23 protein-coding genes, 1 tRNA gene and 1 pseudogene are annotated in these 25516 nt (G+C 70.2%); 15 read left to right on the top strand and 10 right to left on the bottom strand.

Annotation, left to right across the window (positions count from 1 at the left end; genetic code table 11):
• Positions 1-86 precede the first annotated feature (86 nt).
• The 3 genes from ACFOY2_RS12920 to ACFOY2_RS12910 form a co-directional block, all read right to left on the bottom strand.
• The gene (locus tag ACFOY2_RS12920; RefSeq protein WP_379528210.1) at positions 87-1475 is read right to left on the bottom strand and encodes a GH39 family glycosyl hydrolase; all 1389 of its coding nucleotides are present in this window, start codon (positions 1473-1475) and stop codon (positions 87-89) included.
• 220 nt (positions 1476-1695) lie between these two features.
• On the bottom strand, positions 1696-2448 hold the full coding sequence (locus ACFOY2_RS12915) for an SDR family oxidoreductase (protein ID WP_379528209.1): 753 nt from the start codon (positions 2446-2448) through the stop codon (positions 1696-1698).
• A gap of 43 nt (positions 2449-2491) precedes the next feature.
• On the bottom strand, positions 2492-3517 hold the full coding sequence (locus ACFOY2_RS12910; RefSeq protein WP_379528208.1) for a phosphotransferase family protein: 1026 nt from the start codon (positions 3515-3517) through the stop codon (positions 2492-2494).
• 302 nt (positions 3518-3819) lie between these two features.
• On the opposite strand from ACFOY2_RS12910, the gene ACFOY2_RS12905 reads away from it, so the two are divergent.
• Both ACFOY2_RS12905 and ACFOY2_RS12900 read left to right on the top strand, forming a co-directional pair.
• Positions 3820-4758 (top strand): GNAT family N-acetyltransferase, encoded by a 939-nt coding sequence (locus ACFOY2_RS12905; protein ID WP_379528207.1) that lies wholly within the window; start codon positions 3820-3822, stop codon positions 4756-4758.
• Positions 4755-5186 (top strand): annotated as a pseudogene (locus tag ACFOY2_RS12900) (DegT/DnrJ/EryC1/StrS family aminotransferase); the annotation flags it as partial. The gene ACFOY2_RS12905 and the pseudogene ACFOY2_RS12900, both read left to right, overlap by 4 nt.
• 556 nt (positions 5187-5742) lie before the next feature.
• Here ACFOY2_RS12900 and pdxR read toward each other — a convergent pair.
• A complete protein-coding gene (gene pdxR / locus ACFOY2_RS12895; protein ID WP_379528206.1) occupies positions 5743-7242 on the bottom strand; it encodes a MocR-like pyridoxine biosynthesis transcription factor PdxR in 1500 nt (499 codons plus the stop codon).
• Positions 7243-7313: 71 nt separating this feature from the next.
• Between pdxR and ACFOY2_RS12890 the strand changes: the two genes are divergently transcribed.
• The 9 genes from ACFOY2_RS12890 to ACFOY2_RS12850 all read left to right on the top strand — a co-directional run bounded on the left by ACFOY2_RS12890 (position 7314) and on the right by ACFOY2_RS12850 (position 17463).
• Complete coding sequence (locus ACFOY2_RS12890) at positions 7314-7952, top strand: pyridoxamine 5'-phosphate oxidase family protein (protein WP_379528205.1); 639 nt, start codon at positions 7314-7316, stop codon at positions 7950-7952.
• Positions 7953-8038: 86 nt separating this feature from the next.
• Positions 8039-10150 carry a serine/threonine-protein kinase gene (locus tag ACFOY2_RS12885; protein WP_379528204.1) on the top strand — a complete coding sequence of 704 codons (2112 nt, stop codon included), beginning with the start codon at positions 8039-8041 and terminating at the stop codon, positions 10148-10150.
• Positions 10151-10259: 109 nt separating this feature from the next.
• A complete protein-coding gene (locus ACFOY2_RS12880; RefSeq protein WP_379528203.1) occupies positions 10260-11978 on the top strand; it encodes a serine/threonine protein kinase in 1719 nt (572 codons plus the stop codon).
• A 23-nt stretch (positions 11979-12001) separates the two neighbouring features.
• Positions 12002-13360: a hypothetical protein gene (locus ACFOY2_RS12875; RefSeq protein ID WP_379528202.1), complete on the top strand. Its 1359-nt coding sequence runs from the start codon at positions 12002-12004 to the stop codon at positions 13358-13360.
• A gap of 159 nt (positions 13361-13519) precedes the next feature.
• Positions 13520-14614, top strand: a complete 1095-nt coding sequence (locus ACFOY2_RS12870) for a DUF2510 domain-containing protein (protein ID WP_379528201.1) — start codon at positions 13520-13522, stop codon at positions 14612-14614.
• Positions 14615-14682: 68 nt separating this feature from the next.
• On the top strand, positions 14683-15276 hold the full coding sequence (gene orn, locus ACFOY2_RS12865; protein WP_379528200.1) for an oligoribonuclease: 594 nt from the start codon (positions 14683-14685) through the stop codon (positions 15274-15276).
• A gap of 69 nt (positions 15277-15345) precedes the next feature.
• A tRNA-His gene (locus tag ACFOY2_RS12860) sits at positions 15346-15421 on the top strand.
• Between the two features lie 171 nt (positions 15422-15592).
• Entirely contained in the window at positions 15593-15829 is a 237-nt protein-coding gene (locus tag ACFOY2_RS12855) for a helix-turn-helix domain-containing protein (protein ID WP_379528199.1), read from the top strand.
• Positions 15830-16242: 413 nt separating this feature from the next.
• On the top strand, positions 16243-17463 hold the full coding sequence (locus ACFOY2_RS12850) for an NAD(P)/FAD-dependent oxidoreductase (protein ID WP_379528198.1): 1221 nt from the start codon (positions 16243-16245) through the stop codon (positions 17461-17463).
• Here the strand turns inward: ACFOY2_RS12850 and lat are convergent.
• The 4 genes from lat to ACFOY2_RS12830 form a co-directional block, all read right to left on the bottom strand.
• Complete coding sequence (lat, locus tag ACFOY2_RS12845; protein WP_379528197.1) at positions 17453-18727, bottom strand: L-lysine 6-transaminase; 1275 nt, start codon at positions 18725-18727, stop codon at positions 17453-17455. The genes ACFOY2_RS12850 and lat overlap by 11 nt on opposite strands.
• A 100-nt stretch (positions 18728-18827) precedes the next feature.
• The gene (locus tag ACFOY2_RS12840) at positions 18828-19367 is read right to left on the bottom strand and encodes an HdeD family acid-resistance protein (protein ID WP_379528196.1); all 540 of its coding nucleotides are present in this window, start codon (positions 19365-19367) and stop codon (positions 18828-18830) included.
• A gap of 53 nt (positions 19368-19420) precedes the next feature.
• Positions 19421-20077, bottom strand: coding sequence for a PAQR family membrane homeostasis protein TrhA (gene trhA, locus ACFOY2_RS12835; RefSeq protein ID WP_379528195.1), 657 nt, complete (start codon positions 20075-20077; stop codon positions 19421-19423).
• Positions 20078-20097: 20 nt separating this feature from the next.
• On the bottom strand, positions 20098-21633 hold the full coding sequence (locus ACFOY2_RS12830; RefSeq protein WP_379528194.1) for a penicillin-binding transpeptidase domain-containing protein: 1536 nt from the start codon (positions 21631-21633) through the stop codon (positions 20098-20100).
• Between the two features lie 49 nt (positions 21634-21682).
• Between ACFOY2_RS12830 and ACFOY2_RS12825 the strand changes: the two genes are divergently transcribed.
• The 4 genes from ACFOY2_RS12825 to ACFOY2_RS12810 all read left to right on the top strand — a co-directional run bounded on the left by ACFOY2_RS12825 (position 21683) and on the right by ACFOY2_RS12810 (position 24420).
• Entirely contained in the window at positions 21683-22504 is an 822-nt protein-coding gene (locus ACFOY2_RS12825) for a spermidine synthase (RefSeq protein ID WP_379528303.1), read from the top strand.
• Between the two features lie 100 nt (positions 22505-22604).
• Entirely contained in the window at positions 22605-23555 is a 951-nt protein-coding gene (locus tag ACFOY2_RS12820; RefSeq protein ID WP_379528193.1) for an SPFH domain-containing protein, read from the top strand.
• Between the two features lie 3 nt (positions 23556-23558).
• On the top strand, positions 23559-23798 hold the full coding sequence (locus ACFOY2_RS12815; RefSeq protein WP_379528192.1) for a hypothetical protein: 240 nt from the start codon (positions 23559-23561) through the stop codon (positions 23796-23798).
• The gene (locus ACFOY2_RS12810; RefSeq protein WP_379528191.1) at positions 23782-24420 is read left to right on the top strand and encodes a GOLPH3/VPS74 family protein; all 639 of its coding nucleotides are present in this window, start codon (positions 23782-23784) and stop codon (positions 24418-24420) included. Before ACFOY2_RS12815 ends, ACFOY2_RS12810 begins: the two co-directional genes overlap by 17 nt.
• Before the next feature lie 176 nt (positions 24421-24596).
• On the opposite strand, the gene ACFOY2_RS12805 is transcribed toward ACFOY2_RS12810, so the two are convergent.
• Together ACFOY2_RS12805 and ACFOY2_RS12800 are read right to left on the bottom strand one after the other, a co-directional pair.
• The gene (locus tag ACFOY2_RS12805) at positions 24597-25154 is read right to left on the bottom strand and encodes a hypothetical protein (protein WP_379528190.1); all 558 of its coding nucleotides are present in this window, start codon (positions 25152-25154) and stop codon (positions 24597-24599) included.
• Positions 25155-25234: 80 nt separating this feature from the next.
• Positions 25235-25510 carry a 4a-hydroxytetrahydrobiopterin dehydratase gene (locus ACFOY2_RS12800; RefSeq protein WP_357808181.1) on the bottom strand — a complete coding sequence of 92 codons (276 nt, stop codon included), beginning with the start codon at positions 25508-25510 and terminating at the stop codon, positions 25235-25237.
• Between the last annotated feature and the right edge of the window lie 6 nt (positions 25511-25516).

The raw sequence follows: 25516 nt of genomic DNA, 5'->3' as shown, positions 1-25516 counted from the left end.
AGGCTGCAGTGGACGCCCTGTGGAGTGGCTGCTGCGTTACCTGACGTACTGGCGCAGGCCAGGCTACGGCGCGGGCTGCTGAGGGCTCAGGCGGTGCCTCGGCCGGCCCAGCGGATCTCGTACGGGGCCAGCGTCACCTGCTTGCCGTCGACGGTGGCGGTGACGCTCTTGTCGGAGGTGTTCACCATGACCACCTGGCGTTCCTGCCCAATGGCCCGCACCTTCGGGTCGGAGGACTGCACGTCGGATATCCGCACCCCGGCGGGGAACCATTTGGTGAAACCGCTCATCAGGCCGGCCATGAGCATTTCGCCGCCCACTTTGGGAGCCCAGAGGCAGCCGGGGCAATCGCCCGCGTCCTTCTGCTGGGGATTCCAGTAAAGGGCCGTCGCCACGCCGCTCCTGGCGAATTCCATCATGGTCACCGCCTGCACCGCGGTGCGCTTCTCCTCGGACCAGCCGGAATTCTCCGGCTCGTTGTACCATTCCGCCCACCAGACCGGTGCGTCGCCGCTTTCCTTGCGCAGCCAGGCGGTCAGGGCGCTGAACTTCTGCTGGGCGGCGAAATCGTCGGGGACGTTGCCCTTGTCGGTGGTCATGGAGGCCCCGTCGACCACGATGAAGTCGGCGCCCTCGTTGTGCTGGACCCAGTATTTGATGGCCTCGAGCGTCCGCTGGTCGACCTTCCCCCAGGGGCCGCTCACCTCGGAGGGGCCGCCTCCCATGCTGGTTTCGATCGCGATGTAGGGGCCGCCGACCTGGATATCCTTGTTCACATTCTTCAGGGCCCGATATACCTTGTTGTACATTTCGGTGTAGCCCTCGGCGTCCCACCGGTTGGTGGCGGGGTCCCAGAAACCCTTGAACTCGTTCCAGACCATGAAATGTTTGACGGTCGGATACTGCTTGGCGACCCTGACGGCCAGCGCGGCGAAATCATCGAAATGCTCGGGGTCGGGGGCGACCGTGTGGTTCTTGCTCCAGTCCGTACGCCCGGCCTGCCCGCCCTTCATCCAGTCGGGGGCGCAGCACAGGGTGATCACCGGCAGGCCGCGCGAGGACGCGATGAACTCCATCCGCCGGTCGAGGTCGCGGAAGTTGTACTGACCCGGGCTGGGCTCCGGGTTGCCGACGCCCCAGCCCATGATGTGCTGGTTCTGGAGTAACGGGACCCGCCCGAGCATGCCTTTGGCCTGCTCCACGACGTTCGCCGGCTCGTTGGTCGCGCTGTACTGGGTGTGGGTGACGCCCCAGCGCGGCCAGTTCTCCAGCGTGGGAGGCGCGGCGAGCGTGGGCGCGGGCTCGCTGGGCACCGTGGTGGCGATCTCGTCGCCGCTGAACCCGCTGCGGGACTTCGTCCGGTCGGAGGCGTAGTACATGATGCCTGCCACGAGAAGGATCGCGAGAATGCCGGCGCCAACGGCGATCGGCCACGGCGGTCTGCGGCGCGCGTGGCGCCCGTCGGTCGGAATCACTGAAGGCTCCTCATCCTCGACCTCACGGAGAACCAACCTCACGAAACGAACGTGCGGGCACTCGAAAACCTACAAGGGATTCGCGAACGCGCGGCAGATCACGAACGTACAGGAGCTCAAGAGGGCTCACGAACGCACAAGCGCTATGGGACCGCCGGATCCGGCCCCTTCAACGTTAGCCGTCGCGCTTGCGGCGCACTTGCCGTCGATCAGAATTCGTTCAGCCGGTACGCGGCGGACGCTGACCGCCTGCGGGCCCGGGAACCCCGGCGTACCGGTACGGCACCGGCGGCCGGCCCGGCTGCACGATGAGCAGGTTGCCGGGGATCTCGGAGTAGAAGGCGGATTCGACGGCGGCGGCCACGTCCTCGGCCGTGAGCAGCGGGAAGCCCGCGTTGAGGAACGTCTGCCGCGCCTCGGCGACGAGCGGGGTGTCGGTGAAGCCTGGGCAGACGGCGCTGATGCGGATGTTCTGGGCGGCCAGCGGCTCGGCCAGCCCCCTGACGATGCCCACGACGGCGTGCTTGGTCATGGTGTAGATCGGGTCGCCGGAGTAGGCGACGAGCCCGGCCAGGGACGAGGTGGCCACGATGGCCCCGCCGCCGGATCGGGCGAGCAGCGGGAGGCCGGCCCTGATGCCGAAGACGACGCCGTCCACGTTCACGCCGACGACCTGGCGGTAGCGGGCCACGTCGAACCGCGCGAGATCGACCTGCCCGGAGATCCCGGCGTTGAGGTGGACCAGGTCGAGCCGCCCGAAACGCCGCTCGGCCAGCGCGACGGCCTCCAGCGAGGCCTCCTCGGCGCTGACGTCGGCGGCCAGCCACGCGCCGTCCACCTCTTTGGCCAGCCGCTCGGCGCCCTCACCGTCGAGATCGACGAGGACGCACCTGACGCCGCCCGCCGACAGGCGGCGCGCCACGGCGGCCCCGATGCCGCTGGCCGCTCCAGTGATCAGTGCAACTGTGCTCATAACGCTCCTCAGGGGTCAGAGCCGGCCTCTCCGGGTCAGGGGGTCAGGGCTGGTCGAGCATGCGATGCGCCCGGGAGATCAGCGTGGGCACGGCGGAACCGATGTGGTCGAACCCCTCCCCCACGGTCTTACCTTGCCGGAAGCGGGCATGGATACCCTCAACGATGACCGCCAACTTGAAGTTGCCGAAAGCCACATAGAACCCAAGATCTGAAATATCCCGCCCTGACGCCTTGGCGTAGTGCCCCGCGAACTCCGCCGAGGTCATGAACCCCGGCGTGAGCGTCACGTCCCCCGCCACCGGGATGCCGGCCCGTTCTTCGTCGCCCCGGTCGTACCAGTACGTCAGCGTCAGCCCCAGGTCGGCCAGCGGGTCGCCGAGCGTGGACATCTCCCAGTCGACGACCGCCCTGATCTCCAGGTCTTCGAGCGTGACCAGCGTGTTGTCGAGCCTGTAGTCGCCGTGCACCAGCGTGCCGGCCGACCGGGCGGGCAGCCGCTCGCGCAGCCGGGCCACGAGCCGGTCGTATTCCGGCAGGTCGGCCATCTTCGACCGCTCCCACTGCTGGCACCACCGGTCGAGCTGCCTGGCCAGGTAGCCCTCGGGCCGCCCGAAGTCGCCCAGCCCGACCTCGCGGTAGTCGACGGCGTGGATGGCGGCCAGCACCTCGGCCAGCCGCTCCGACAGCCGCCGCGTCCGCTGCTCCGTGGGGTGGCCGAGTTCCTCACGCGTGCGTACGGCGGTGCCCTCCACGTACCCCATGAGATAGAACGGCGCCCCGATGACCGACTCGTCGCCGCAGAACGCCACCGGCTCGGGGACCGGCACCGGCGTCGGCGCCAGGGCCGAGATGACCCGCCACTCGCGCCGCATGTCGTGAGCCGTGGGCAGCACGTGTCCGAGCGGCGGCCGGCGCAGCACCAGGCGGCGGCCGGCGGCCTCGACCAGGTAGGTCAGGTTGGACCTGCCGCCCGATATGAGCGAGACGGTCAGAGGCCCGCCCACTTCGGGGACATTTCGGCCCATCCACGCGACCAGGCCGGGATGGTCGATGCCAGGTAGGGTCATGGGTCTTACATTAGAACGACACTCGGTCCTGAATGATAGCTGGCAGTTGTGTAACGTTCCGAAGCTGCGGCGATAACCTTCAGAGCAGATCCTTTACCCTGACCGTATACGTCTGGCCGGATGCTGGGAAACCAGAGGCATGCCGACAGTAGGAGCACATGCGCGTCACCCTTGCCCTCCCACACGAGTTGGGGCAACCGGAGTTGGGCCGATGGCGAGCCCTGCAGGAGTCGGACGCGGCCTTCGACAATCCCTTTTTGTCGCCGGAATTCACGATTACTGTCGGTGAACTCAGAGATGTCGTGCGTGTCGCAATCCTTTATGACGGCCCCGACATCGTGGGCTTTTTCCCCTTCGAACGGCATCCGCTCGGCATCGGCAAACCGGTGGCCGCCGGGCTGACCGACGCGCAGGGGCTGGTCCACGCCAAGGGTTTCGACATCGACCCGCGCCGGCTGATCAAGGAATGCGGGCTGGCGGTCTACGAGTTCGACCACCTGGTGGCGGGGCAGCCGCTGCTGAGCGAGCGCCACGAGCGGCATCCCTCCCCGATCATCGACCTGCGTGACGGCTACGAGCACTACACCTGCACGCTGAAGGAACATTCCGGCAAGACGTACAAGACCACCCTGGCCAAGTCGCGCAAGCTCCAGCGCGAGGCCGGCCAGATGCGCCACGACTACGCCATCACGGACCTGGCGCCCCTGCACACGCTGCTGGCCTGGAAGACCGGCCAGTACCGCCGCACGGGCCGCTCCGACAGGTTCGCGCAGCGGTGGATCGTGGAGCTGGTCGAGCGGCTGCTCGCCGTCCAGTCCGACAGCTTCGCCGGGGTGCTCGACATGGTCTACGTCGACGACGAGCCGGTGGCCGGGCATTTCGGGCTGCGTACGCGCACCACCCTGTCCGGATGGTTTCCCGCCTACGACACGCGCTTCGCCAAATACTCCCCCGGCCTGATCCACCACCTGGCGATGGCCGAGCGGGCCGCCGGGTCCGGCATCCAGGTGATCGACATGGGCCGGGGCCAGAAGGAGTACAAGGACAAGCTCAAGACCGGTGAGCTGCAGGTGGCAGAAGGGCGCGTGGCCAGGCTCGGCCCGGCGGCGGGCCTGCACTGGATGATGCGGGTGCCGGTCCGCAAGACCCGCGCGACCGTGCTGGCCAACCCGCTGCTGCTCAAAACCGCCGACAAGGCGTTGAAAACCTACGGGCGGCTCCGTGCCGTCCTACAAGGGTGAAACTCATCGCCGAGCGCACGGGCCGTCACTGCCTGTCGCTTCCGTCCAACCGGCTCGGTCTCTATCTCGCATTACGCCACTGGTGCGCGCCCGGCCAGCGGCTGCTCATGTCGCCCATCTCCGCCGACGAGATCCTCTTCCTGGTTCTCGCGGCCGGTCTGCGCCCCGTGATCGCGCCACTGTCGCCCCGCGACGGCAACATCGACGTCTCCCGGGTCGACCTCGCCTCGGTGGACGCCGTCCTGACCACGAACCTGTACGGACTGCCCGACCACGTCTCCGCCTTTTCGGGAAAGATCCTGATCGAGGACGTGGCCCACGCGCTGGAGAGCAGCGTCGGCGGGCGGCCGCTGGGGACGTTCGGCCAGGCCGGGGTCTTCAGCCTGTCCAAGCACGCGGGGGCGGGATCCGGCGGGGTGCTGGCCGTCGAGCACGAGGCCGACCTGCGTGCCCTCGAACACGCCCGCGACGCCCTGCTCGCCCCCGGCTCCTGGAGGGCCGACGTGATCAGCGTGGCCACCTCCATGGCCCGTCAGGCGGCGCTCAGGCTCGATCTCGTACGCCCGGCGCTGGCGATCATGCGCGCCCTCGGCATGCAGGAGGAACGCGAGGGCTACCGGATCGCGCTCGACCCCCAAGGGCTCGCCGTGGCGCTCAAGCAGGCGCCCGCGTTGCCGCCCTTCGACCCGTGGGTCCGCGCCGACCTGCACGACTACCGGGCCCGTCGCGGCGCTCTGACCCGCTGGTACGCCTCCAGGCGCCTGGCCGGGGTCCCTTCAGAGCGCAGGAGCCGGCTGGCCGGGGTCGAACGGCTGGCCGCGCTGCCCACGGTCGCGCCCGCCGTGCCCGGCCACCTGGACCAGCCGCTGTTCCGGGTGCCGCTGCTGGTGGGCGACAGAGACACCGCGATCGCCGAACTGGAGCGGCACGGGGTGGCGACGGGCTACCTGTACGACCCGCCCTACGACGACTACGCGCCCGCCTTCACCGAGGCGTCCCCCGACCCGGAGCCCGCCCGATGGTGGGCGCGGCATGTCCTGCCGGTCGACCCGCTGTACGCCGAACGGGCCCTTCCCGTGCTGCGTGAGCTGAAGGGCGCGCCGCCCCCTCCGTGACCGCGTCGCGGATGAGTTCTGCCAGGACGCGGCAGCCTCGGCGCACGTCGGCGAGCGAGGCGGAGCCGTACCCGATCACCACGCCGGGCAGGCGGGCGGGGCCGTGGTGGTGGCGCGTCATCGAGTCGACCAGGACGCCGCGCTCCCTGGCCCGCTCCACCACGACGGGCGCCACGGCCGAGGGCAGCTCCGCCAGGACGTGCAGCCCGGCCGTGTCGCCGCGCAGCCGGCACACGGGCCCGAGCACCTCGACGACGACGGCCCGGCGGCGCGCGTACTCCAGGCGCATCCTGCGCAGGTGCCTGTCCAGGTCGCCGCGCTCCAGCAGGGCCGCCACGGCCTGCTGGACGGGCCCGCTGGTGCGGTCGGCGACCGCGCGGCGCAGGCCCGCGATCCTGGCGACCAGCTCGGGCTCGCCGACCAGCCAGCCGACGCCGACGTCCGGGGCGAGGATCTTGGAGAGCGTGCCGAGGAGCACCACCCGGGAGGGGTCGAGGCCGTAGAGGGCGGGCAGCGGGGCGACGTCGTAGCGGAACTCGGCGTCGTAGTCGTCCTCGACGATCGTCGCGCCGGTGCTCCTGGCCCAGGACAGCAGGCGTTCCCTGCGCGGGATCGGCAGCCGCCCGCCCAGCGGGTACTGGTGCGCGGGCGTGGTGTAGAGCAGGCTCAGGCCGTCCGGGAGGCGGTCGACGATGACGCCGTCCTCGTCCACCGGGCACGGCACGACCTCGGCGCCCCTGGCGGCGAACACCGTGCGCGCCACGTGGTAGCCGGGGTCCTCGACCCCGGCGCGGGCGCCGGCGCCGAGCAGGGCCAGCGCACACAGGTCGAGGCCGTTGCCGGTGCCCCGGGTGACCAGGATGTTCTCGGGGCCGACGGCCATGCCCCTGGCCCGGCGCAGGTGGTCGGCGAGCAGCTCTCTGAGGCGCGGCAGGCCGTACGGGTCGGGCGAGGCGCCTGGCGGCAGCTCGCCGGCCGTGCGCCAGGCCCGCTTCCATGCCGCCCGGTCGTAGTCGCGCACCCACGGCTCGCCCGGCGTGAGGTCGATCGCGTCGGCGGGGGGCGGCTCGGGGGCCGGCACGTACGGGCGCTCGCTCGGCGGCCTGGGCCGTTCCATGTCGGCCACGAACGTGCCGGAGCCGTGCCGCCCGTCCAGCCAGCCCTCCGCGTAGAGCTGCTGGTACGCCTCCGTGACCACGGTCCTGCTCACGGCGAGCTGGGCCGCCAGGGCGCGCGAGGACGGCAGCCGCTCGCCGGGCGCCAGCGTGCCGTCCAGCATGGCGCCGCGCAGCCAGCCGGCGAGCTGGGCGGTGAGTGGGAGGGCGGAGTCTCGTGACAGGGATATGGGCAGGTCAATGTGGGTGCGCACGGAAGTGGTCTTCGTGAAGGGGCCGATAGTGGCCCTACAGGATAGGTCCACTTCGTCGTTACCGTCGAATCATGCTCTCCACCACCGCCCGCACCACGCTCGGCCGCGAGAAGCAGCGCGGCAGCACCGACAGGAACGACCTCTACGAGGTGCTCGACACGGGACTGATCTGCCACCTGGGCGTGGTCGTGAACGGCCACCCGATGGTCGTGCCCACCGGCTACGGCCGCATCGGCGAGACCCTCTACCTGCACGGCTCCACCGGAGCGACGTCGCTGCGGGCCGGCGACGGCGCGCAGATCTGCGTCACGGTCACGCACCTGGACGGCGTCGTGCTGGCCCGCTCGATCTTCCACCACTCCGTCAACTACCGTTCCGCGGTCATCTACGGGCAGGCCAGGCTGGTGGACGACCCCGACGAGCGCATGGCGGGCCTGCGGGCCCTGTCCGAGCAGCTCGCGCCCGGCCAGTGGGACTACGTCAGGCGGCCCTCGCGCAAGGAACTGGCCGCCACGTCCGTGCTGGCGCTGTCGCTGGAGGAGGCGTCGGTCAAGATCCGTCGCGGCGGCCCCAAGGACGAAGAAGAGGACTACGACCTGCCGGTGTGGGCCGGTGTGCTGCCCCTGGTGACGACGTGGGGCGAACCCGAGCCGGATTCGGTGCTCCAAGAAGGTATCGGGGCGCCTGTTCACATCCTCCATCGGGAGTAGTTCCATAATTCCGGGACCACCTGGAAAACCCGACTGCTTGATCACGCGTCTCATCAGGTGGGCCGGCTCCTGATGGGAGATGGCGTATGGAGTGGAGCGCTCCCGGATACACGGAAGTCAAGCAGCTCGGGGCTGGGGCCGGCGGGCGGGTCGTGCTGGCCGTGCACGACGAGACCGGCGTCAAGGTCGCGATCAAGTATCTGTCCGAACAACTGCGTCACGACCCCTCCGCTCTGGCCAGGTTCCAGTCGGAGGCGCGGCTGCTGACGACGCTGCGCGATCCGAACATCGCCACGATGTGGGAGTACATCCAGGACGTCGGCGGCGCGGCCATCGTGATGGAACTGGTCAACGGCGTCTCGCTGCGCGCGCTGCTGCGCGAGCACGGCACGACCGAGCCGGAGGCGGCGCTGGCCGTGCTCAAGGGCTCGCTGCTCGGCCTGGCGCGGGCGCACGCCCTCGGGCTGGTGCACCGGGACTACAAGCCGGAGAACGTCCTCGTGCGGGACGACGGCGTCAGCAAGCTCGTCGACTTCGGCGTGGCCGTCCGCCAGGGCACCACCACGCTGCCCGAGGGCACGCCCCCTTACATGGCGCCGGAGCTGTGGCAGGGGCGGCCCGCCTCGCCGTCGACCGACGTGTACGCGGCCACCGCGGTCTTCTTCGAGTGCCTGACAGGGCATCGGCCATACCGCTCCACCGAGCCCAGCGTGCTCGGCTACCAGCACGTCCACGCCCCCGTGCCCTTCCACGACGCGCCCGAACCGGTCCGACAGCTGGTCCTGCGGGGGCTGGCCAAGGATCCGGCGCGGCGGCCTCCGAGCGCGGTGGAGTTCGTGGCCGAGCTGGAGAGCGCGGCCAGGGCGGCGTACGGGGAGGACTGGGAGGAACGCGGCAAACGGCGACTGGCCGCGCTCGTGGCCCTGCTCGCGCTGCTCCTGCCCCTGCCCCAGACGCCGCCGCCCGAGGTCTCCACGTCGCTGGCCAGGACGGTGTTCCGCGAGCTCCGGCGGCTGCGCTCGAACGCGGCGCTGCGCTCCGACGCGGTCCGGGTCGCGCTGCGCTCGACCGCGGTCCGGGGCGCGATGGCCGCCGCGCTGGCCACCGCGGTGACGGTGGCGGTGGTGGTCGTGCTGACCCACCGGCAGCCGCCGCCCACGGACCCGATCGGCGCGGCGGCGGCCGTACCGCCGTCCGAGGGCACGACGGAACCGGCGGCCATACCGCCGTCCACCCCGGAAAGCACGCCCGAGGACGTCGTGCCCGAGGTCTCACCGCAGGAGCCGCCGCAGGAGCCGGGGCCCACGGTGTCGCTCGCGCCTCCGCCCACGCTGGAGAGCACCCCGACGCGGACGAACTCCCACACGCCGACACCCACGCCCACGCCCACGCCCACGCGGACACGTACACCGACGCCCACGCCCACACGTACGCCCACGCAGACACGGACACCAACGCCCACACCCACACCCACACGGACGCAGATACGGACGCCGACGCCGACGGTGGCACCGACGTCCGCGCCGACCGTGACATCGCCCACTGCGACACCGCCGACCCGGGTGACGGGGCTGCGTGTGGGCCTCAGCGTGCCCGAGGCGCCCGGCCGCGGTATCACCGCCCGCGTCAGGCTGACCGCGAGCGGGACGGCGGACATCCCGGTGCGGGCCGAGTTCGCGGTGGGCGGCGAGACGGTCGCGTCCCGCTCGGCGACCCTGTCGGGCCGCACCTCCTATGCCCAGACCTTCGGGTACGCCTTCAGGTCCCGTCCGTGCGGCTCGACGGTGTCGGTGCGGGTGAGCGCGGGCGGCAGGACGGCCACCGCGCGGGCCTCGGTGACGTGCCCGCCTCGCGTGCGGCAGGTACGTATCCTTCGGGCGAGCGCCAGCGACGGGCTCTTCGCGACGGTCTCGGTGACCACGGCGGACGCCCAGCCGGTACGGTTGACCGTCACGTTCTCGGCAGGCGAGGGACGCGACTCGCAGACGGTCACCCTGTCCGGCGAGACGTCGTACAGCAGGACCTTCTCCTACCGCGGCAAGATCTCCTGCGGTGTGAAGTGGTCGGTGAGCGCCGCCACGGATCCGGCGGCGGACGGTGGCGGCGACAGCGCCGGCGGGACCACTCGCGAGTGCCCGTCCGAGGAGGAGACTCCCACCCGGACGCCAAGTCCTGATTTGCCGGAGAAGATCGATTGACCAGGTAAGACACACTTACGGGATTTACTAGCGGGAAAGCGATTCCCCCTGATTAAGCTACGTCCGGTTGATGTGGGTGGGGGCCCGGAAGACTCCAGAGGAGATCGATATGTACGGTGATGGGCAGTGGGGGGTCCCTGGCTACACCGAGGTCCGCGAGCTCGGCTCGGGGGCCGCAGGACGGGTGGTGCTGGCCAGGCGAGCCCACGACGGCGTCGAGGTCGCCATCAAATACCTCAGCGACGAGCTCCGTTCCGACATGGGCTTCGTGGCCCGCTTCCGGCACGAGGCGCGGCTGCTGGCCACGCTCCAGAGCGTTTACCACGCCCGGCTGATCGACTACGTCGAGTCGGGTCAGGGCGCGGCGATCGTCATGGAGCTGATCGACGGGGTCTCGTTACGCGAGATCCTCAGGTCCGAGGGGCCCACGGGCCCTGAGGCGGCGCTGACGGTCCTCAAGGGCTCGCTCCAAGGTCTGGCCTCCGCCCACGCGCTCGGGGTCGTGCACCGCGATTTCAAGCCCGAGAACGTGATGGTCCAGGCCGACGGGGCCAGCAAGCTCGTGGACTTCGGCATCGCGGTGCGGGTGGGCGAGGAGGCGAGCGCCGCGGGCACGCCGCCGTACATGGCGCCCGAGCAGTGGTCGGGCACGCCCGCCAGTCCGGCGACCGACGTGTACGCGGCCACGGTCGTCTTCTTCGAGTGCCTGACGGGCGCCAGGCCCTACCGGGCGCTCAACGTCGCCGCCCTGGCCCGCCAGCACCAGAGCGCCGCGCCGCCGGTGGAGGAGGTGCCTGCGCCGCTGCGCGGCCTGGTCGGGCGCGGCCTGGCCAAGGACCCGGAGCTGCGGCCGGCGTCGGCGGAGGCGTTCCTGGCCGAGCTGGAGGCCGTCGCGGCCGAGGCGTACGGCGAGGACTGGGAGGAGCGCGGACGCCGCCGGCTCGTGGCACTGACCGGGCTGCTCGCCCTGCTGTTCCCGAAGGCGCTCGGTGAGCCGACCGAGGTGCGGACGTCGCTGGCCCAGACCCGGTTCGGCGACCCGTCGGGGGTGCTCGGCAAGCTGCCCGTGAAGATCGTCCTCGGGGTGAGCGCCGTCGCCGTGCTGGTCGTCGGGGCAGTGGTCGCCGTCAACGCCTCGGCCGACGAGCCCGTGCTGCGGGCGGAAACCGCGCGGGTCACGCCGACCACGGGCGTGCCCGCGACTCCTGAGCCCGCCGAGACGGAGCCCTCCGCCGAACCCACGCCCGAGGAGACCCCCGAGGCGAGCCTGCCCGCTGAGCCGACGCCGACGGTCGTGCAGAGCGTGACGCCGCCGCCCGCCCAGCCTGCGAACACCGCTCGGCCGACGAAAACCCCCCGGCCCGTCAGAACGCGTGCCCCCAAGCCGACGCCGACCGCGAAGCCGGTCAGGACCAAGAAGCCCGCGCCGAGCGCGTCGTCGACACCGGAACCCGAGTTCAACGGCAGAATCAACGAGGGCGGGGACGGCACCGCGGCCCCCACGACGGCCGCGCCCACCACGTCCGAGCCGACCCGTCCGAGGCCCACCACGGCCGAGCCGACCCCCACGCCAGAGCCGCCCCGTACGCCCACGCTCAGCGAGGAGCCGACCCGTTCCCAGGAGCCCACGCGGAGCCAGGAGCCCACGCGGAGCCAGGAGCCGACCCGCTCCCAGGAGCCCACGCGGAGCGAAGAGCCCGCACCCGATGAGTCGCGACTCGAAGGGGCGGGCGGGGCCCAGGCCGCGCTGGTGGCCTTCGGCCTGATGACGTCCGGCCCCGTTCCGGTCACACTGGCGGTGAAACGCCGCCAGAGAAGGAAGCGCTAGAGACCGCGCCCGGGGGGCTAGGGATGACCAACCCTGCACACGGTATCGCCGGGTTCCGGCTCACCGAGCACACCTGGATGACCGAACTCGGCAACTGGATCGACGCCATCTCCCCCGACGGCCGCAGAGCGGGGGCGTTGCTGTTCGACCCGAAGATCATCGGCCTGCCCGGCGTACGCGAGCGCGTGGTGCGCGCGGTCATGACGGACCAGCAGCTCGTCCTCGGCGGGATGACCGGGCTGATCCCCGTGGCGGACGTGGTCGCGGCGGGCGAGCAGGTGTGGCTGCTCACCGGCCAGGCGGTCAGCCCCACGCTGGCCGACCTGCTCGCCGCAGGAGCCGTCGATCCTGGCGGCGCGGCGTCGGTGCTGGTGGAGACCGCCCAAACCCTGATGGCGCTGCACGCGGCCGGGATCACGCACGGCTCCGTGCACCCGGGCACGGTGGTGATCACCGCGGAGGGCGTCGCGCTGCTGTCGGAACGCGGTCTCGCCGACGCCATCCGCGGCCAGATCTCCCCGCGCGAACGGGACGCGTCCGGCTGGGCGGCGCTGGCGCGCGGGCTGGCCGCCCCGCTCGGTCAGGGCGCGCCGCGGGCCGCCGAACTGCTGGAACGTGCCGCGGCCACGGCCGGGACGCTGGGCCTGCCTGCCGCACGGGACCTGCTGCTCACGGAGCGGGGCGCGCTGCCGGGCGGCGCGATCAGCAGGCAGGGGCTGGCGCAGGCGGCGCGGAGCAGGTCGGCGTTCGCGCAGACGCCGGCGTACGGGCGAGCCCCCGTCCCGCCGCCCAGGGACGAGGGCGACATCGTCACGCTCCTGCACGTCCCCGGCAGAACGACGGGACCGGTCCACTTCGGCCCCGGGGTCGGCGACCGGGAACCTCGGCAGGAGACCCCCGCCGAGCGCATCTGGCGCTCGGGCCGCGACGAGGCCGCCACCGAGCAGCGCCCAGGCACCCGCCTCACCAGGTCGTCGCGCAGGCGGCGGCAGCGCACGATCCTGGCCTCCACCGTCTTCGCGGTGATCATGGCGGGGGCGGCCTTCGCCTGGTTCCGGCTGAGCGACACCCCGGAACTGGCGGTCAGGTCGATCAACGTGGTGGCTCCGAAGAAGACCCAGGGCTGCGACAGCGAAGTCCTGATCAACGCCACGGTCGTGACGAACGGGGCACCCGGCGAGGTCACCTACGAATGGCGCAGGAACCTCGACAAGGTCATCGTCAAGGGAACGCTGCACACGAAGTCGGACCAGACGTCGTACACGGTCCCGCTGCGGTGGACGCTCAACGGGCGCAGCAACGTCAAGGCCACCGCGACGCTGAAAATCCTGACACCCGGCCCGATTCGTACGGACAAGGCCAGCTTCACCTACAAGTGCTGACGGCCTGGCCGGCAATGCACGGCGAGGCAATTCCGACCCTGGCACAGCCCGAAAGCCATGGCGCTCAGGCGGTGTAGAGGAAGCAGTAAGGCTCCAACGTTGACGTGGGGGAGTCCCCGGCGTTTACGCGCGGGGGAGGATGTCAATAACCTGGCGATTATGACCACGCAGACCCCCGCGGGCTGGTACCCGGACCCCTACGGAGAGCCTCAGCTCCGTTGGTGGGACGGCGACCAGTGGACCGACGCCACCCACGCGCAGGAGCAGCCTTCCGGCAGCCCCCGGCAGCCGGCTTCCGGGCCGCAGCCGCAGCCGCAACCCCAACCCCAACCCCCGCAGCCTCAGCCTCAGTCGGACCCCGACTGGTCGGCGACTCCGGCCAACCCCACGCTGCAGTTCGGCCAGCCCACGCACGGGCAGTCCGCGTACGGGCAGCCCGTGCCGCCCACGCAGTGGAGCGGTACACCGGGGCCCGGCTACGGACCGCCGCCCAAGCAGGGCAATCCGCTGCCCTGGGTGTTCGGCGGGCTCGCGGCGCTGGTGGTGGTCGCGCTCATCGTGGTGGCCGGGATCTTCTTCGTCAACCGCGGCAGCGGCACGGACAGCGCGCTGCCGCCGGTGCCGAGCGACAGGCTGGAGCCGGAGCAGCCGCCCGCGAACCCGCTGCCGTCCAACGAGCCGCCGCCTGGCCAGGGTGCCCCCGAGCTGCCCCAGCCCGCCGACGGCCGCATCACCGACCCGGGCGCGGGCGTCTCGTTCGAGGTGCCTGATGACTGGCAGGTGCCGCGGTCCGAACAGATCAACGGCCAGGACCCGATGTCGCAGAAGTGGTCGGCCGCGGTGCAGGCCATGTCGCAGGAGAACTACGAGCAGGACCAGGACTGGGTCGGCAACGTCTACTCCGGGGTGCTGAGCGAGCTCTACCCCTACAACGGGGTCTCCAGCATGGGTGACACGGCCAAGGCCGTGTTCGTCGACTTCTCCGGCCGGTTCTACGCGCCCGCCCACGAGAGCAAGGTGGTGTCGGACAAGGCGCTCAAGATCGGCGACAAGGACGCCTGGGTGCTGCAGTTCGAGCTCGACTTCACCAAGATCTCGGAGGAGAAGGGCTTCAAGTGGAAGAAGGAGAACGGCGCACTCGTTCTCATTGATCGCGGCTCTGGCGAGAGTCCGGGGATCTTGTACGTCTCCGTCCCGGACAATCTGGGCACCGATGTGGTCGCCAAGGTGCTCAGCTCGCTCAAGCCCGCATGACCACTGGCACTAGGCTGGTGGGGTAACAAGCGGGCGGATTGCTCCGAGCCGCTGGGCGAGGAGATCGAATGAGTGACTTGCTGGTCTGGATCGACTGCGAGATGACCGGGCTCGACCTCGGTCGCGACGCGCTGGTCGAAGTGGCGTGCGTCATCACCGACAGCGAGCTCAACCAGATCGACGAGGGCGTCGACGTGGTCATCAAACCGCCGCCCGAGTCGCTGGAGCAGATGTCGGAGGTCGTGCGCGAGATGCACACGGCCTCGGGGCTGCTGCCCGAACTGCCGGGCGGCGTGACGCTGGCGGAGGCCGAGTCGCTCGTGCTCGACTACATCCGCCGCCACATCCCCGAGCCGAAGAAGGCGCCGCTGTGCGGCAACTCGATCAGCACCGACCGGACGTTCCTCGCCCGCGACATGCCCGGAGTCGACGCCTATTTGCACTACCGGATGATCGACGTCTCCTCGATCAAGGAGCTGGTCCGCCGCTGGTATCCCCGGGTCTACTTCGCCGCGCCCGAGAAGCAGGGCGGACACCGGGCTTTGGCCGACATCACCGAGAGCATCAGGGAGCTGCGCTACTACCGTGCGGCCGTCTTCGTGGGCCAACCGGGGCCCGACTCGACGACCGCCAGGACGCTCGCGGAGCGTGTCAGCGGCTAAACCAGTGGCGTAAAGACTCCCGAACCCCGCTACACTTTTCCTGTGCCACCACGATGGTGATGGCTCATGGTGGGTGTAGCTCAGTTGGCAGAGCGCCAGGTTGTGGTCCTGGATGTCGAGGGTTCAAGTCCCTTCACTCACCCCAAAGTGCGGCGGCCGGTCCTTCGGGATCGGCCGTTGTCGTTTCTCCTGGCGTCGATTTCTCCCGACAACGCCCCCAAATCATGACATTGCGAGTTATGCTCGCTGTCTACCGCTAACGCCGGAAGCACGGGGGCCTCGGCAATGTGACCGTCAGCGCGCCCCCGGAGGCCGGATGAGAGTCGACGACACAGCGTTCGACAGTGTGCTCACGTCCCTGAGCAAGCGCGAGGCCGAAGTCATGGACCTGATCGCAACAGGTCAGTCCAACGGCCAAATCGCGGAACGCCTGTTCCTCAGCGAGAAAACGGTCAAGAACCACGTCAACCGCATCTACGCCAAACTCGGCGTCGACTCCCGGGTCACCGCCATCGGCCTGTGGCTGTCACGCCACGACCCCCACCACCGCTAACCATCCACCCACCCGGTCCTGAACGAGCGCTGACAGCGGGGGCTGCCACCTCCCCCAGGACCCCACTTCACCGGCCCGGCGCCCGCCGTAAGGGCGGGCTCCGGCCACTCACCAAGCCCTGACTCGTCACCTGACTCCCGCAGGCGACGAACCCCGCTCGCCGAACTCCAGCCGACTCCGACTGGCCGCCCGGTTCCGGTTGGCTGGCCGCCTGGCTCTGGTCAGCGGGCTGCCCCGTAGCGGGCCGCGCCGTCCTTGGGTCAATGTCGCCCGTGGGCCCAATTGGCGAGGCGGGCAGGTCCTGGCGGGACGTGAGGGGTGCGGTTTGAGCGGTGGTTTGGGGCAGCGAGGTTTGGGAGGGGCTGGTGGTGCCAGGAGCGTCTCTGACGGCATTCGAGGGAAGGACCTTCGGCATGGCGAAGAGAGTGCGGGTCGTGGTCGTAGGTGCCGGGTTCGCGGGGTTGTGGGCCACGCGGGTCCTGGCCAGGGGCGGTGCGTTGGTGACGCTCGTCGATCGCCACCCGTACTCGACCTTCCAGCCTCTTCTCTACCAGGTGGCCACGGCCGGGATGGGCAAGGCGGATGTGTCGTACCCGATCAGGACGTTCGCCGCCAGATGGCCGAACGTGAGGGCGCGGCGGGCCGCGTTGAGCAAGGTGCTCCCGGCGGAGAAGCGCGTGGAGTTCGAGGACGGCAGCGGGATGGACTACGACTACCTGGTGATCTCCACCGGGGTCGCCACGAACTGGCTCGGTGTCGAGGGCTCGCGGGCGAACGCGCTGCCGATCTACTCGCTCGACGACGCGGCGGTGTTGCGGCGGCGGTTGCAGCACTGCCTGGAGGACACCGCGCAGGGCAGACGCGAGAGCACGCACGTCGTGGTGGTGGGCGCGGGCGCGACCGGGGTGGAGACGGCGGGGACGCTGGCCGAGCTGCGGCGGCGGACGCTCCCGCTGACGCATCCCGAGATCAAGCCGCACCAGACGAGCGTGACCCTGGTCGAGCGGTTCGACTACGTGCTGGCCCCGTACAAGCCGCGTCTGCGCGATCAGGCGGCCGGCGCGCTGCGTAAGAGGGGGGTGCGTCTGCGGCTGGGTTCCACGGTGAAGGCCGTGGACGAGGACGCGGTGGTGCTGGAGGACGGCACGCGACTGCCGAGCGACGTGACGGTGTGGGCGCTCGGCGTCACCGCGCCCAAGCAGGTGTCCGACTGGGGGTTGCCGCAGGGCAAGGGCGGCCGGATCACGGTCACGGAGGCGCTGAACGTGCCCGGGCACCCGGAGGTGTTCGTGGCCGGCGATCTCGCGGGGCCGCCCCATCCGCTGCCGCAGCTCGCCCAGCCGGCCATGCAGATGGGCAGGCACGTGGGCGAGCAGATTCTGGCGGCCGCGCGGGGCAGGTCGCCGCGGCCGTTCTCCTACCGCGATCCGGGGATCATGGCCACGGTGGGCAAGGCGGAGGCGGTGCTGCAGTTGTCGAACGGGCTGACGATGCACGGGCTGCCCGCCTGGCTGGTGTGGATCTTCGTCCACGTGGCGTACCTGCTGGGCGGGCGTAACCGGATCAGTGTGCTGGTCAACTTCTTCTGGCGCTATCTCGGGCCCCGGCGCAGCGCCACGAGCGTCATCCAGTGAGGGCGGCGGACAGGGCGCGCAGGCCCTCGTCGAGGTCGGCTTCGGGGATGTTCAGCGCCGGGCGCAGGCGTACGGAACGGGGACCGCAGGGCAGCACCAGCACCCCGTGATCTTCCCGCAGCCTGGTCACCAGGGCGTCGCGGGCGGCCTGGTCCGTCAGGTCGAAGGCGCACATCAGGCCCCTGCCGCGCACGTTCGAGATGGAGTCGGGGTTCTCGGCCTCCATCTTGGTGAGGCGTTCGAGCAGCACGCCGCCCAGGGTCGCGGCGCGGGCGATCAGGCCGTCGCGTTCGATGATCTCCAGGATGCCCCTGCTGCGGACCATGTCCACCAGGCCGCCGCCCCACGTGGAGTTGATCCGGCCGCTCTGCTGGAAGACGTTGTCAGGCACCAGGTCCACCCTGCGGCCCGCCATGATCCCGCCCACCTGGACCTTCTTGGCGAACGCCACCACGTCGGGCGCCAGGTCCAGTTGCTGGTACGCCCACGGCGTGCCGGTCGTCCCGCCGCCGGTCTGCACCTCGTCCAGGATGAACAGCGCGTCGTACTCGTGGCACAGGCGCTGCATGGCCTGCAGGAACTCGGGCCGCATGTGGTTGTCGCCGCCCTCCCCCTGGATGGGTTCGGCGATGAAGCAGGCGATGTCGTGCGGATGGCGTTCGAAGGCCGCGCGCGCCTGGGTCAGGGCGCGTTCCTCGGCGGCCTCCACGTCGCCGAAGTGGATGGCGGGCACGTCGATGCGCGGCCAGTCGAATTTCGGGAATCGGTCGGTCTTGCCCGGTTCGGTGTTGGTGAGGCTCATGGTGTAGCCGCTGCGCCCGTGGAAGGCTTTCGTCAGGTGCAGCACCTTGCCGCCGAGGTCGCGTGACCTGCCCGCGGCCTCGTTGCGGCGGCTCTTCCAGTCGAAGGCGGTCTTGAGCGCGTTCTCGACGGCGAGGGCGCCCCCCTCGACGAAGAACAGGTGCGGCAGGTCGGGGTCGCCGAGCACCCGGGCGAAGGTGTCGACGAAGTCCGCCAGGTGCTCGGTGTAGATGTCGGGGTTGGCGGGCTTGTTCCTGGCGACCTGGCCGAGCAGGTGGGCGAAGTCGGGGTCGAAGGGGGGATTCAGGCCGAGCGGGGCGGAGGCGAAGAAGGTGTAGAAGTCCAGGTAGCGGCGGCCGTTTCTGGCGTCGACGAGCCGTGATCCGTGGCTCAGTTCCAGGTCGAGCACGAGGCGGTAGCCGTCGACGAGCAGGTGGCGGGCAAGGCGGGCGTGTACGTCCATGGCGCCTCCACTGTGGGTTGGGCTGGCGGTACGGTCCCCGTCAGAGAGCACGGGCACATATACAAAATTTACGGTACATCTACCCGGTCGGCGAAGTTTTTCACGCCGAGGCGCCAGGAGCGAGTTTCTTTACGCGGAAGGCCAGGACCGCCATGGCGATGCCGTACAGGATCGCGAAGAAGCCGAGCAGCCACACGAGGCTCAGCAGGCCCGCGCCCGGCCAGAGGAGCAGGATGATCCCGAAGAGCACCAGCAGGATGCCGCCGACGATGAGCATCCACTCGTCCTCGATCGCTTTGCGGAGATGGATGCCCGCCACGATCTCGGAGATGCCGGCGAGGATGGCCCAGAAGGCCACGATGAAGAGCAACGCGAGGGAAGTGATCCCCGGCCAGACAAGGGCCACGATCCCGGCCAATATCCCGATAATTCCGGAAACGATGAGCCAAACCCTGGACTGCTCCCCGTGCCGGAACCCGGCGACCAACGCGAACACCCCGCTGAGGAGCGCGAACACCCCGAAGATGATTACCAGGACGAGCAGCGTGATCGCCGGCCAGACCCACGCCAGGATGCCGAAGATAATTGCCGCGATGCCACGTACCAGCAGCAACCACCACGTGCGAGAAATATCCCCCATGCTGGTCTGTTTTCCGAGACGCGCTAGAGAACAGACCAACAAGGGGTCAAATGTCAGGAAGGCTGGACGTGCGAGTAGACCACGATCGACACCGCGATGTACTGCACCAGGTAGGCGGCGACGGTGAAGGCGTGGAAGACCTCGTGGAAACCGAACCAGCGGGGTGAGGGGTCGGGGCGGCGCAGGCCGTACACGACCGCGCCCGCCGAGTAGAACACGCCGCCGACGGCCACCAGCACGACGGCGGCCACCCCCGCGCCCTTCAGCAGCTGCGGCATCACGAAGATCGCCGTCCAGCCCAGCGCCAGGTACAGGACGGTGTAGAGCCAGCGCGGCGCGTTCATCCACAACACGCGGAAGGCCACCCCGGCCAGCGCGCCACCCCAGATGACCGACAACACCGCCACCCGGGCCACACCCTCAAGCGCCAGCAAGGCGAACGGCGTGTAGGTGCCCGCGATGATCAGGTAGATGTTGGCATGGTCGAACCTGCGCAGGAACTCCGCCAGCCGAGGGCCCAGCGTGCTGCGGTGATAGGTGGCCGAGATACCGAACAACAACGCCGAGGTGATGGCGTAGACAGCCGAGGCCACACGGGCCTGGAGAGTGGGGCCGAGCACCACGAGCACGAACCCCGCGACCAGCGCCACGGGCAGCGCTCCAGCGTGCAACCAGCCTCGCAGCCTTGGCTTGACGGTGATGGTCGTCATGAAACCTACGGTACCGTAGGTTATAGCCCATTGAGGAAGCGGGCGGCTATGGGAACGGCGGTGCCGCCGCCCGATCCGCCGTTCCGCACGAAGACGCAGAACGCCAGGTCGTCGCGGTAACCGATGAACCACGCGTGCGATCGCGAACCATCCGACACCTCCGCCGTCCCGGTCTTGCCCGCCACGCCCGCCGGCAGCCCCGAGCCGCTGGCGGTGCCGTGGTCGACGACGGCCGCCATCATCTCCCTGAGCGCGCCCACCACGCCCTGGTCGAGCTCGACGTCGCCGGGCGCAGTGCCCTCGATGCCGCTCACCTGCCGCTTCGACAGCAGCCGCGGCGAGCGCCAGGTGCCGCTCTGCACGGAGGCGGCCAGTGCGGCCATGCACAGCGGCGTCACCTCGACCCCGCCCTGGCCGATCGCGTCGGCACCGAGCATGTCGGGATCGTCGGCGCCGGAGATGGAGCCGCAGGTCCCGCCGATGCCTGTCGGGATCGGCTGCCCGAACCCCCACTCGCTCGCCGCCTGCCGCAGGTCCTCCACCCGCAGCCGGGTGGTGGCCTGTTCGACGAACGTGGTGTTGCAGGAGTAGGCGAAGGCGTCGGCGAAGCTGACCACGCCGCGATCCACCTCGCCGTCGTTGTCGAAGGACCGGTGGAACGGGATCGTGTACGAGGCGGGGCACGGGAGCTGGTCCGCCGGCGTCAGGCCCGACTTCAGCAGGGCCGCCGCCGTGATCGTCTTGAAGACCGAACCGGGCGGGAAGGTGTCGCGGATGGCGCTGAAGTTGTTCGCCAGGCGGTCGGCCAGCCCCAGGATCTCGCCGGTGCGGGGCCGGATGGCGACGATCGCGGAGTCCTCGACCCCGTCCAGCGCGCGGGCGGCCGCCGCCTGCACGGGGCGCGACAGGGTGGTGCGTTCGACGTTCGCCTTGGGCTGACGGGCCAGGAGCTGCCGGTCGGGCCGCCCTGGCACCTTCGACAGCAGCCGCCAGCCGTGCCCGGCCCTGTCCAGCTCGGGCTTGAGCTGGTTCAGGTACGGCTCGGCGTAGCTGTCGTTCGGGATCCTGTCGCCCTCGCTGGTGACCAGTTCGGCCGGCGCGCCGGCGATCTGGTCGACCTCCAGCGTGCCGCCGTCCTTGAGCAGCGGGTGCAGCGTCTCAGGCGTCCACAGCACCTTCCAGGCCCGATCGTGGACGCCCAGCCGTAACGTGCTCTCGAACGGCCACGCTCCGAGCTCGGAGAGCTGCCGCACCCCCGTGAACGGGATCTCGGCGCTCGACTCCCCCGTGCTTCTGAGCTGCCCAGGGGTGAGCTGGATGGACTGGATGCCGAGTTTGTCGGAAAGCTGGCGGTGCCTCGTGACGAAGTCGGACGGCGGCTGGTAGACCAGCCGCTCCATGGCCCCCACGTCGCTCTCGCGCCAGGCCTCGAAGTAGGCGGCGGCGGTCTGGGCGGCGCTCCCCTTGATCCGGTCCGACGCCAGAACGGCGAAAGCACCCGCCCCAACTACCGCGACAACGGCGATAACAAGCACAATCAGCCTTCGACGTCGCATACGGTTTCTCCCAGGAGGGATCAGCGTGGCACGTGGACAGCGGGAACCGATGCCTGGCCTTTATCCGGTGACGTTCGGCGAGATCGAACTTCTCCGGGACCTGGACAGGCAGGACGGCTGGGTGCTGTCCAAGGATGGCGTACCTCAGTCGTATGTCGATCTACAAGACCCGACATTTCTGGAATTTGAATATGTCCGACTCATGGCGGATGTGATCGACGTCCTGCCAGAAGGGCCGCTGAGCTGTGTCCACGTGGGCGGAGGCGCCTGCACGATCCCCCGCTACGTCGCCGCCACCAGGCCCGGCTCCAGGCACATCGTCATCGAGCCCGACCAACTGCTGGTCAACCTGGTGCGCGAGCAACTGGACCTGCGCTCGGTGCCCAAGCTGAAGGTCATCGTCGCGGGCGGGCGCGCGGGCACCGCCAAGGTCTGGGACGCCTCGGCCGACCTGGTGGTCCTCGACGCGTTCACCGGAGCCACGATGCCCGTGGAGCTGGCGACGCGGGAGTACATGGGGGACCTCGCCCGGGTGCTGCGCCCGGGGGGCACGCTGTTGATCAACATGGCCGACGGCAAGGGCCTGGCGTTCGCCAAACGGCTGCTGGCCACCGTCACCGCCACGTTCAGGCACGTGGCCCTGCTGGCGGAGCCGGGGATCATGCGGGGGCGCCGGTTCGGCAACCTGATCGTGGCGGCCTCGCGTACCGACCTGCCCGTGGACCTGCTGACCCGCCGGGCGGCCGGAGGGCTGACGCAGGCGCGGTGCGTGTACGGGGACGCGCTGACCAACTTCATCGCCGGGGCGCACCCGATCAAGGACGGCGACGCCGTGCTGGCGCCCGTCCCGCCCCCGGCCGTCTTCGGCTGACCACCGATCACCTTCACCGCTCGTCAGGGCCCTCTTCCCCCTTTGCGCAAAAAGTGATATCACTTTGATAGCAGCGAGACATCACTGAAGGGGAGGGGCGATGACGAACACATCAGGCGCAACCACGATCGAGGGGACGGTCGTGGACATGCCCGCGCCGCACACACACGAGCGTCCCGTACGGACCACCAGCGGATTCATGATGTTGTGGCTGGCGACGGCGCTGATCCTGGCGGGCCTGGCGCTGATCGCCGTGGCGATCGGCATGCTCGCCTCGGGCTCCGGAGCGAACGGCGCTTGGCTGCTCGTGGCGTCGTGCCTGATGGTCCTCGCCGGCGGCATCCTGCTGTGCGGCCTCACGGCCGTGGCGCCGGGCGAGGCCAGGGTGGTGCAGTTGCTCGGCCGCTACACCGGCACCCTGCGCACGCCGGGCCTGCAGTGGGTGAACCCGATCACCCTGCGGCGGCGGGTGTCCACCAGGATCCGCAACCACGAGACGGACGTGACGAAGGTCAACGACGCCGACGGCAACCCCATCCAGATCGCGACCGTGGTGGTCTGGCAGGTGGAGGACACGGCGCAGGCGGTGTTCGAGGTCGATGACTTCGTGGAGTTCGTCGCCATCCAGGCGGAGACCGCCGTGCGGCACATCGCGGGCAACTATCCCTACGACTCCCACGGCGAGCAGCGGTTGTCGTTGCGGGACAACGCCGACGAGATCAACGAGCGACTGTCGGCGGAGATCGCGGCCAGGGTGGCCTCGGCCGGGGTGAAGGTCATCGAGTCCCGCATCATCCACCTGGCCTACGCGCCGGAGATCGCCCACGCGATGTTGCGGCGCCAGCAGGCCGGCGCGGTGGTCGCGGCCCGGCAGCAGATCGTCGAGGGCGCGGTCGGCATGGTCGAGACGGCCCTGGCCAAGCTCGCCGAGCACGAGGTGGTCGAGCTGGACGAGGAGCGCAAGGCGGCCATGGTCAGCAATCTGCTCGTCGTGCTCGTCGGCGACCGCGACACCCAGCCGGTCGTGAACACCGGAACGCTCTACCAGTAATCCGTGGACCGCAAGAAGATCCTTCTGCGGCTCGACCCGGTGGTGCACGACGCGCTGGCCAGGTGGGCGTCCGACGAGCTGCGCAGTACGAACTCCCAGATCGAGTTCCTGCTGCGCAGGGCGCTCTCCGAAGCCGGCCGCCTGCCCGACGGCGTGGGACGGATGCGCCCGCGAGGACGACCGAAAAAGACCCCGGACGAAACCCCCGACGAAAAGGAGGAATCCGGTGAAGGCACCGAGTGAGTCCCTGCCGAGGTCGATCTTCCTACTGGCCTTCGACCTGCGCAAGGAGCGGCTGGCCAACCGCGGCGAGCTGGGCTACCTGCTGCGGGCCGCCGCGCTGGCCGAATTGATGATCGGCGGCAACGTGGCCGACGAGTCGGGCCGGGTTCGCCCGGTCCGCGCCCCCGCCGACCCCGGCCCCCTGCAGGCCGCCCTGTGGGAGCAGATCGCGGGCTCCCCGCCCCGGTCGTGGCGGCAGTGGATCCGCAAGGACCGCTCGCAGGCGTTCCGCCTCGTCCGTGACGAACTGGAGGCCGACCACCTGATCCGCGTGGAGTGGCGGCGGCCGCTGCTGTTCCGGGTCGCGCGGATCACGCCGCGCCGGCCGTACCTGTCGCGCAGGCTGGCCGAGCGGGTCGGGCGGGCCGTTCGCGGCGGCCAGCCGGTGGAGCGGATGGGCGAGGACATCCGGGTCCTGGCCGCGCTGGCCGCGGCGGTGCGGCTCAAGGCGGTCCTGCCGGGACGCGAGTGGCGCCAGGTCAAGAACCGGGTCGAGCGGCTGTCCATGCCGGTCGAACCGGTCGCGACCGCGCTGCGCGAGAACCTCGAGGCCGCCGGCGCGGCGTCGAGCGCGGGCGGTTGACGATGAGAACAAGCAGGACCTCGGCCTGGCGGGTGCCACGGGCGTGGCCGTGCTGACGTGGCCGGCCGAGGCGATGCGGCGCGACCGACCCGAAGACGCCGTTCGAGCAGGGGAAGACGGCCTCGGAGCAATTGGGGCTGACCCGAGGCGCGTTCACGTTGGCCAAGGGCTCCTGATCAGGACACCTTCTTCAGGGTCACGCAGGCGACGCGGTCGCCCGCCGTACCGACCTGCGGCCCCGACGTCTTGGTGGCCTGGGAGTGGATCACGAGGGAGTGGGGCAGCCGGTCGGGGGTCAGCGCCCAGTCGTTGCGGGCGCTGGAGCGGCCCGCGCCCTCGCCGTTGGTGGTGAAGTCGAGCCAGACCTCGCTGGACGGGTTGACCTTGCCATGCTCGTGCTGGAAGTGCGGGCCGGCGTCGTCGGGCTTCTTGCCGCACGGCTTGACGTGCAGGTGGGCGCCGTAGCGGCGCTTGTGCAGGAAGCCCTCGACGACGAGGGAGGTGCGGGTCACGCCGCCCGAGGACTCGACGGTCGCGCTGGCCTGAGCTCCGCGCGGGGCGAGCTTGCGGTCGTAGGCGATGGCCGCGGTGTCGGAGGAGGTCAGTTCCCCGGCGCCGGACAGCGTGATCGCGCCGGCGGGTGTGCCGGTCGGATGCACGGCCTCGTGAAGCGGTGCGGGCTGGCCCGCGCAGGCCGAGGTGAGCAGGACGAGAAGGAGTGCGGGCACGCGCATGAAATCACCCAAGGTCAGTGAGGCTCCGACAGGACACCCACTCTAACGAGTGATCGCGTGGTTACATAAAGTATTCGACTTCAGGCGCCGTGTTTCGCGGCGATGTCGTCGATCATGGCGGCGAGCGCGAAGTCGAGGTCGGTGATCCCGCCCTGGTCGTGGGTGGTCAGTGCCAGGTGGAGCGTGCGCCAGCGGATGTCGATGTCGGGGTGGTGGTTGAGCTCCTCGGCGCGCGCGGCGATCTCGTCGACGATGCGGATGGCCGTGGGGAAGTCGGGCGCGGTGATGGTGCGTTTGATCTCGTCGCCCTCGCGCCGCCACTCCGGCGAGCCGCCCAGCTTGCTCTCGATGTCCATGGGGCC

Source organism: Nonomuraea purpurea, assembly GCF_042650645.1.
In the GTDB taxonomy this organism is placed as follows: domain Bacteria; phylum Actinomycetota; class Actinomycetes; order Streptosporangiales; family Streptosporangiaceae; genus Nonomuraea; species Nonomuraea purpurea.
This window is presented reverse-complemented; position numbering and strand designations above follow the sequence as displayed.

Bases quoted from the DNA above. Each gene is read 5' to 3' on its own strand.
- ACFOY2_RS12915 (WP_379528209.1), bottom strand. From the start codon at position 2,448: ATGAGCACAGTTGCACTGATCACTGGAGCGGCCAGCGGCATCGGGGCC.
- ACFOY2_RS12910 (WP_379528208.1), bottom strand. From the start codon at position 3,517: ATGACCCTACCTGGCATCGACCATCCCGGCCTGGTCGCGTGGATGGGC.
- ACFOY2_RS12890 (WP_379528205.1), top strand. From the start codon at position 7,314: ATGCTCTCCACCACCGCCCGCACCACGCTCGGCCGCGAGAAGCAGCGC.
- ACFOY2_RS12885 (WP_379528204.1), top strand. From the start codon at position 8,039: ATGGAGTGGAGCGCTCCCGGATACACGGAAGTCAAGCAGCTCGGGGCT.
- ACFOY2_RS12880 (WP_379528203.1), top strand. From the start codon at position 10,260: ATGTACGGTGATGGGCAGTGGGGGGTCCCTGGCTACACCGAGGTCCGC.
- ACFOY2_RS12875 (WP_379528202.1), top strand. From the start codon at position 12,002: ATGACCAACCCTGCACACGGTATCGCCGGGTTCCGGCTCACCGAGCAC.
- ACFOY2_RS12870 (WP_379528201.1), top strand. From the start codon at position 13,520: ATGACCACGCAGACCCCCGCGGGCTGGTACCCGGACCCCTACGGAGAG.
- orn (WP_379528200.1), top strand. From the start codon at position 14,683: ATGAGTGACTTGCTGGTCTGGATCGACTGCGAGATGACCGGGCTCGAC.
- ACFOY2_RS12855 (WP_379528199.1), top strand. From the start codon at position 15,593: ATGAGAGTCGACGACACAGCGTTCGACAGTGTGCTCACGTCCCTGAGC.
- ACFOY2_RS12850 (WP_379528198.1), top strand. From the start codon at position 16,243: ATGGCGAAGAGAGTGCGGGTCGTGGTCGTAGGTGCCGGGTTCGCGGGG.
- lat (WP_379528197.1), bottom strand. From the start codon at position 18,727: ATGGACGTACACGCCCGCCTTGCCCGCCACCTGCTCGTCGACGGCTAC.
- ACFOY2_RS12840 (WP_379528196.1), bottom strand. From the start codon at position 19,367: ATGGGGGATATTTCTCGCACGTGGTGGTTGCTGCTGGTACGTGGCATC.
- trhA (WP_379528195.1), bottom strand. From the start codon at position 20,077: ATGACGACCATCACCGTCAAGCCAAGGCTGCGAGGCTGGTTGCACGCT.
- ACFOY2_RS12830 (WP_379528194.1), bottom strand. From the start codon at position 21,633: ATGCGACGTCGAAGGCTGATTGTGCTTGTTATCGCCGTTGTCGCGGTA.
- ACFOY2_RS12825 (WP_379528303.1), top strand. From the start codon at position 21,683: ATGCCTGGCCTTTATCCGGTGACGTTCGGCGAGATCGAACTTCTCCGG.
- ACFOY2_RS12820 (WP_379528193.1), top strand. From the start codon at position 22,605: ATGACGAACACATCAGGCGCAACCACGATCGAGGGGACGGTCGTGGAC.
- ACFOY2_RS12805 (WP_379528190.1), bottom strand. From the start codon at position 25,154: ATGCGCGTGCCCGCACTCCTTCTCGTCCTGCTCACCTCGGCCTGCGCG.
- ACFOY2_RS12800 (WP_357808181.1), bottom strand. From the start codon at position 25,510: ATGGACATCGAGAGCAAGCTGGGCGGCTCGCCGGAGTGGCGGCGCGAG.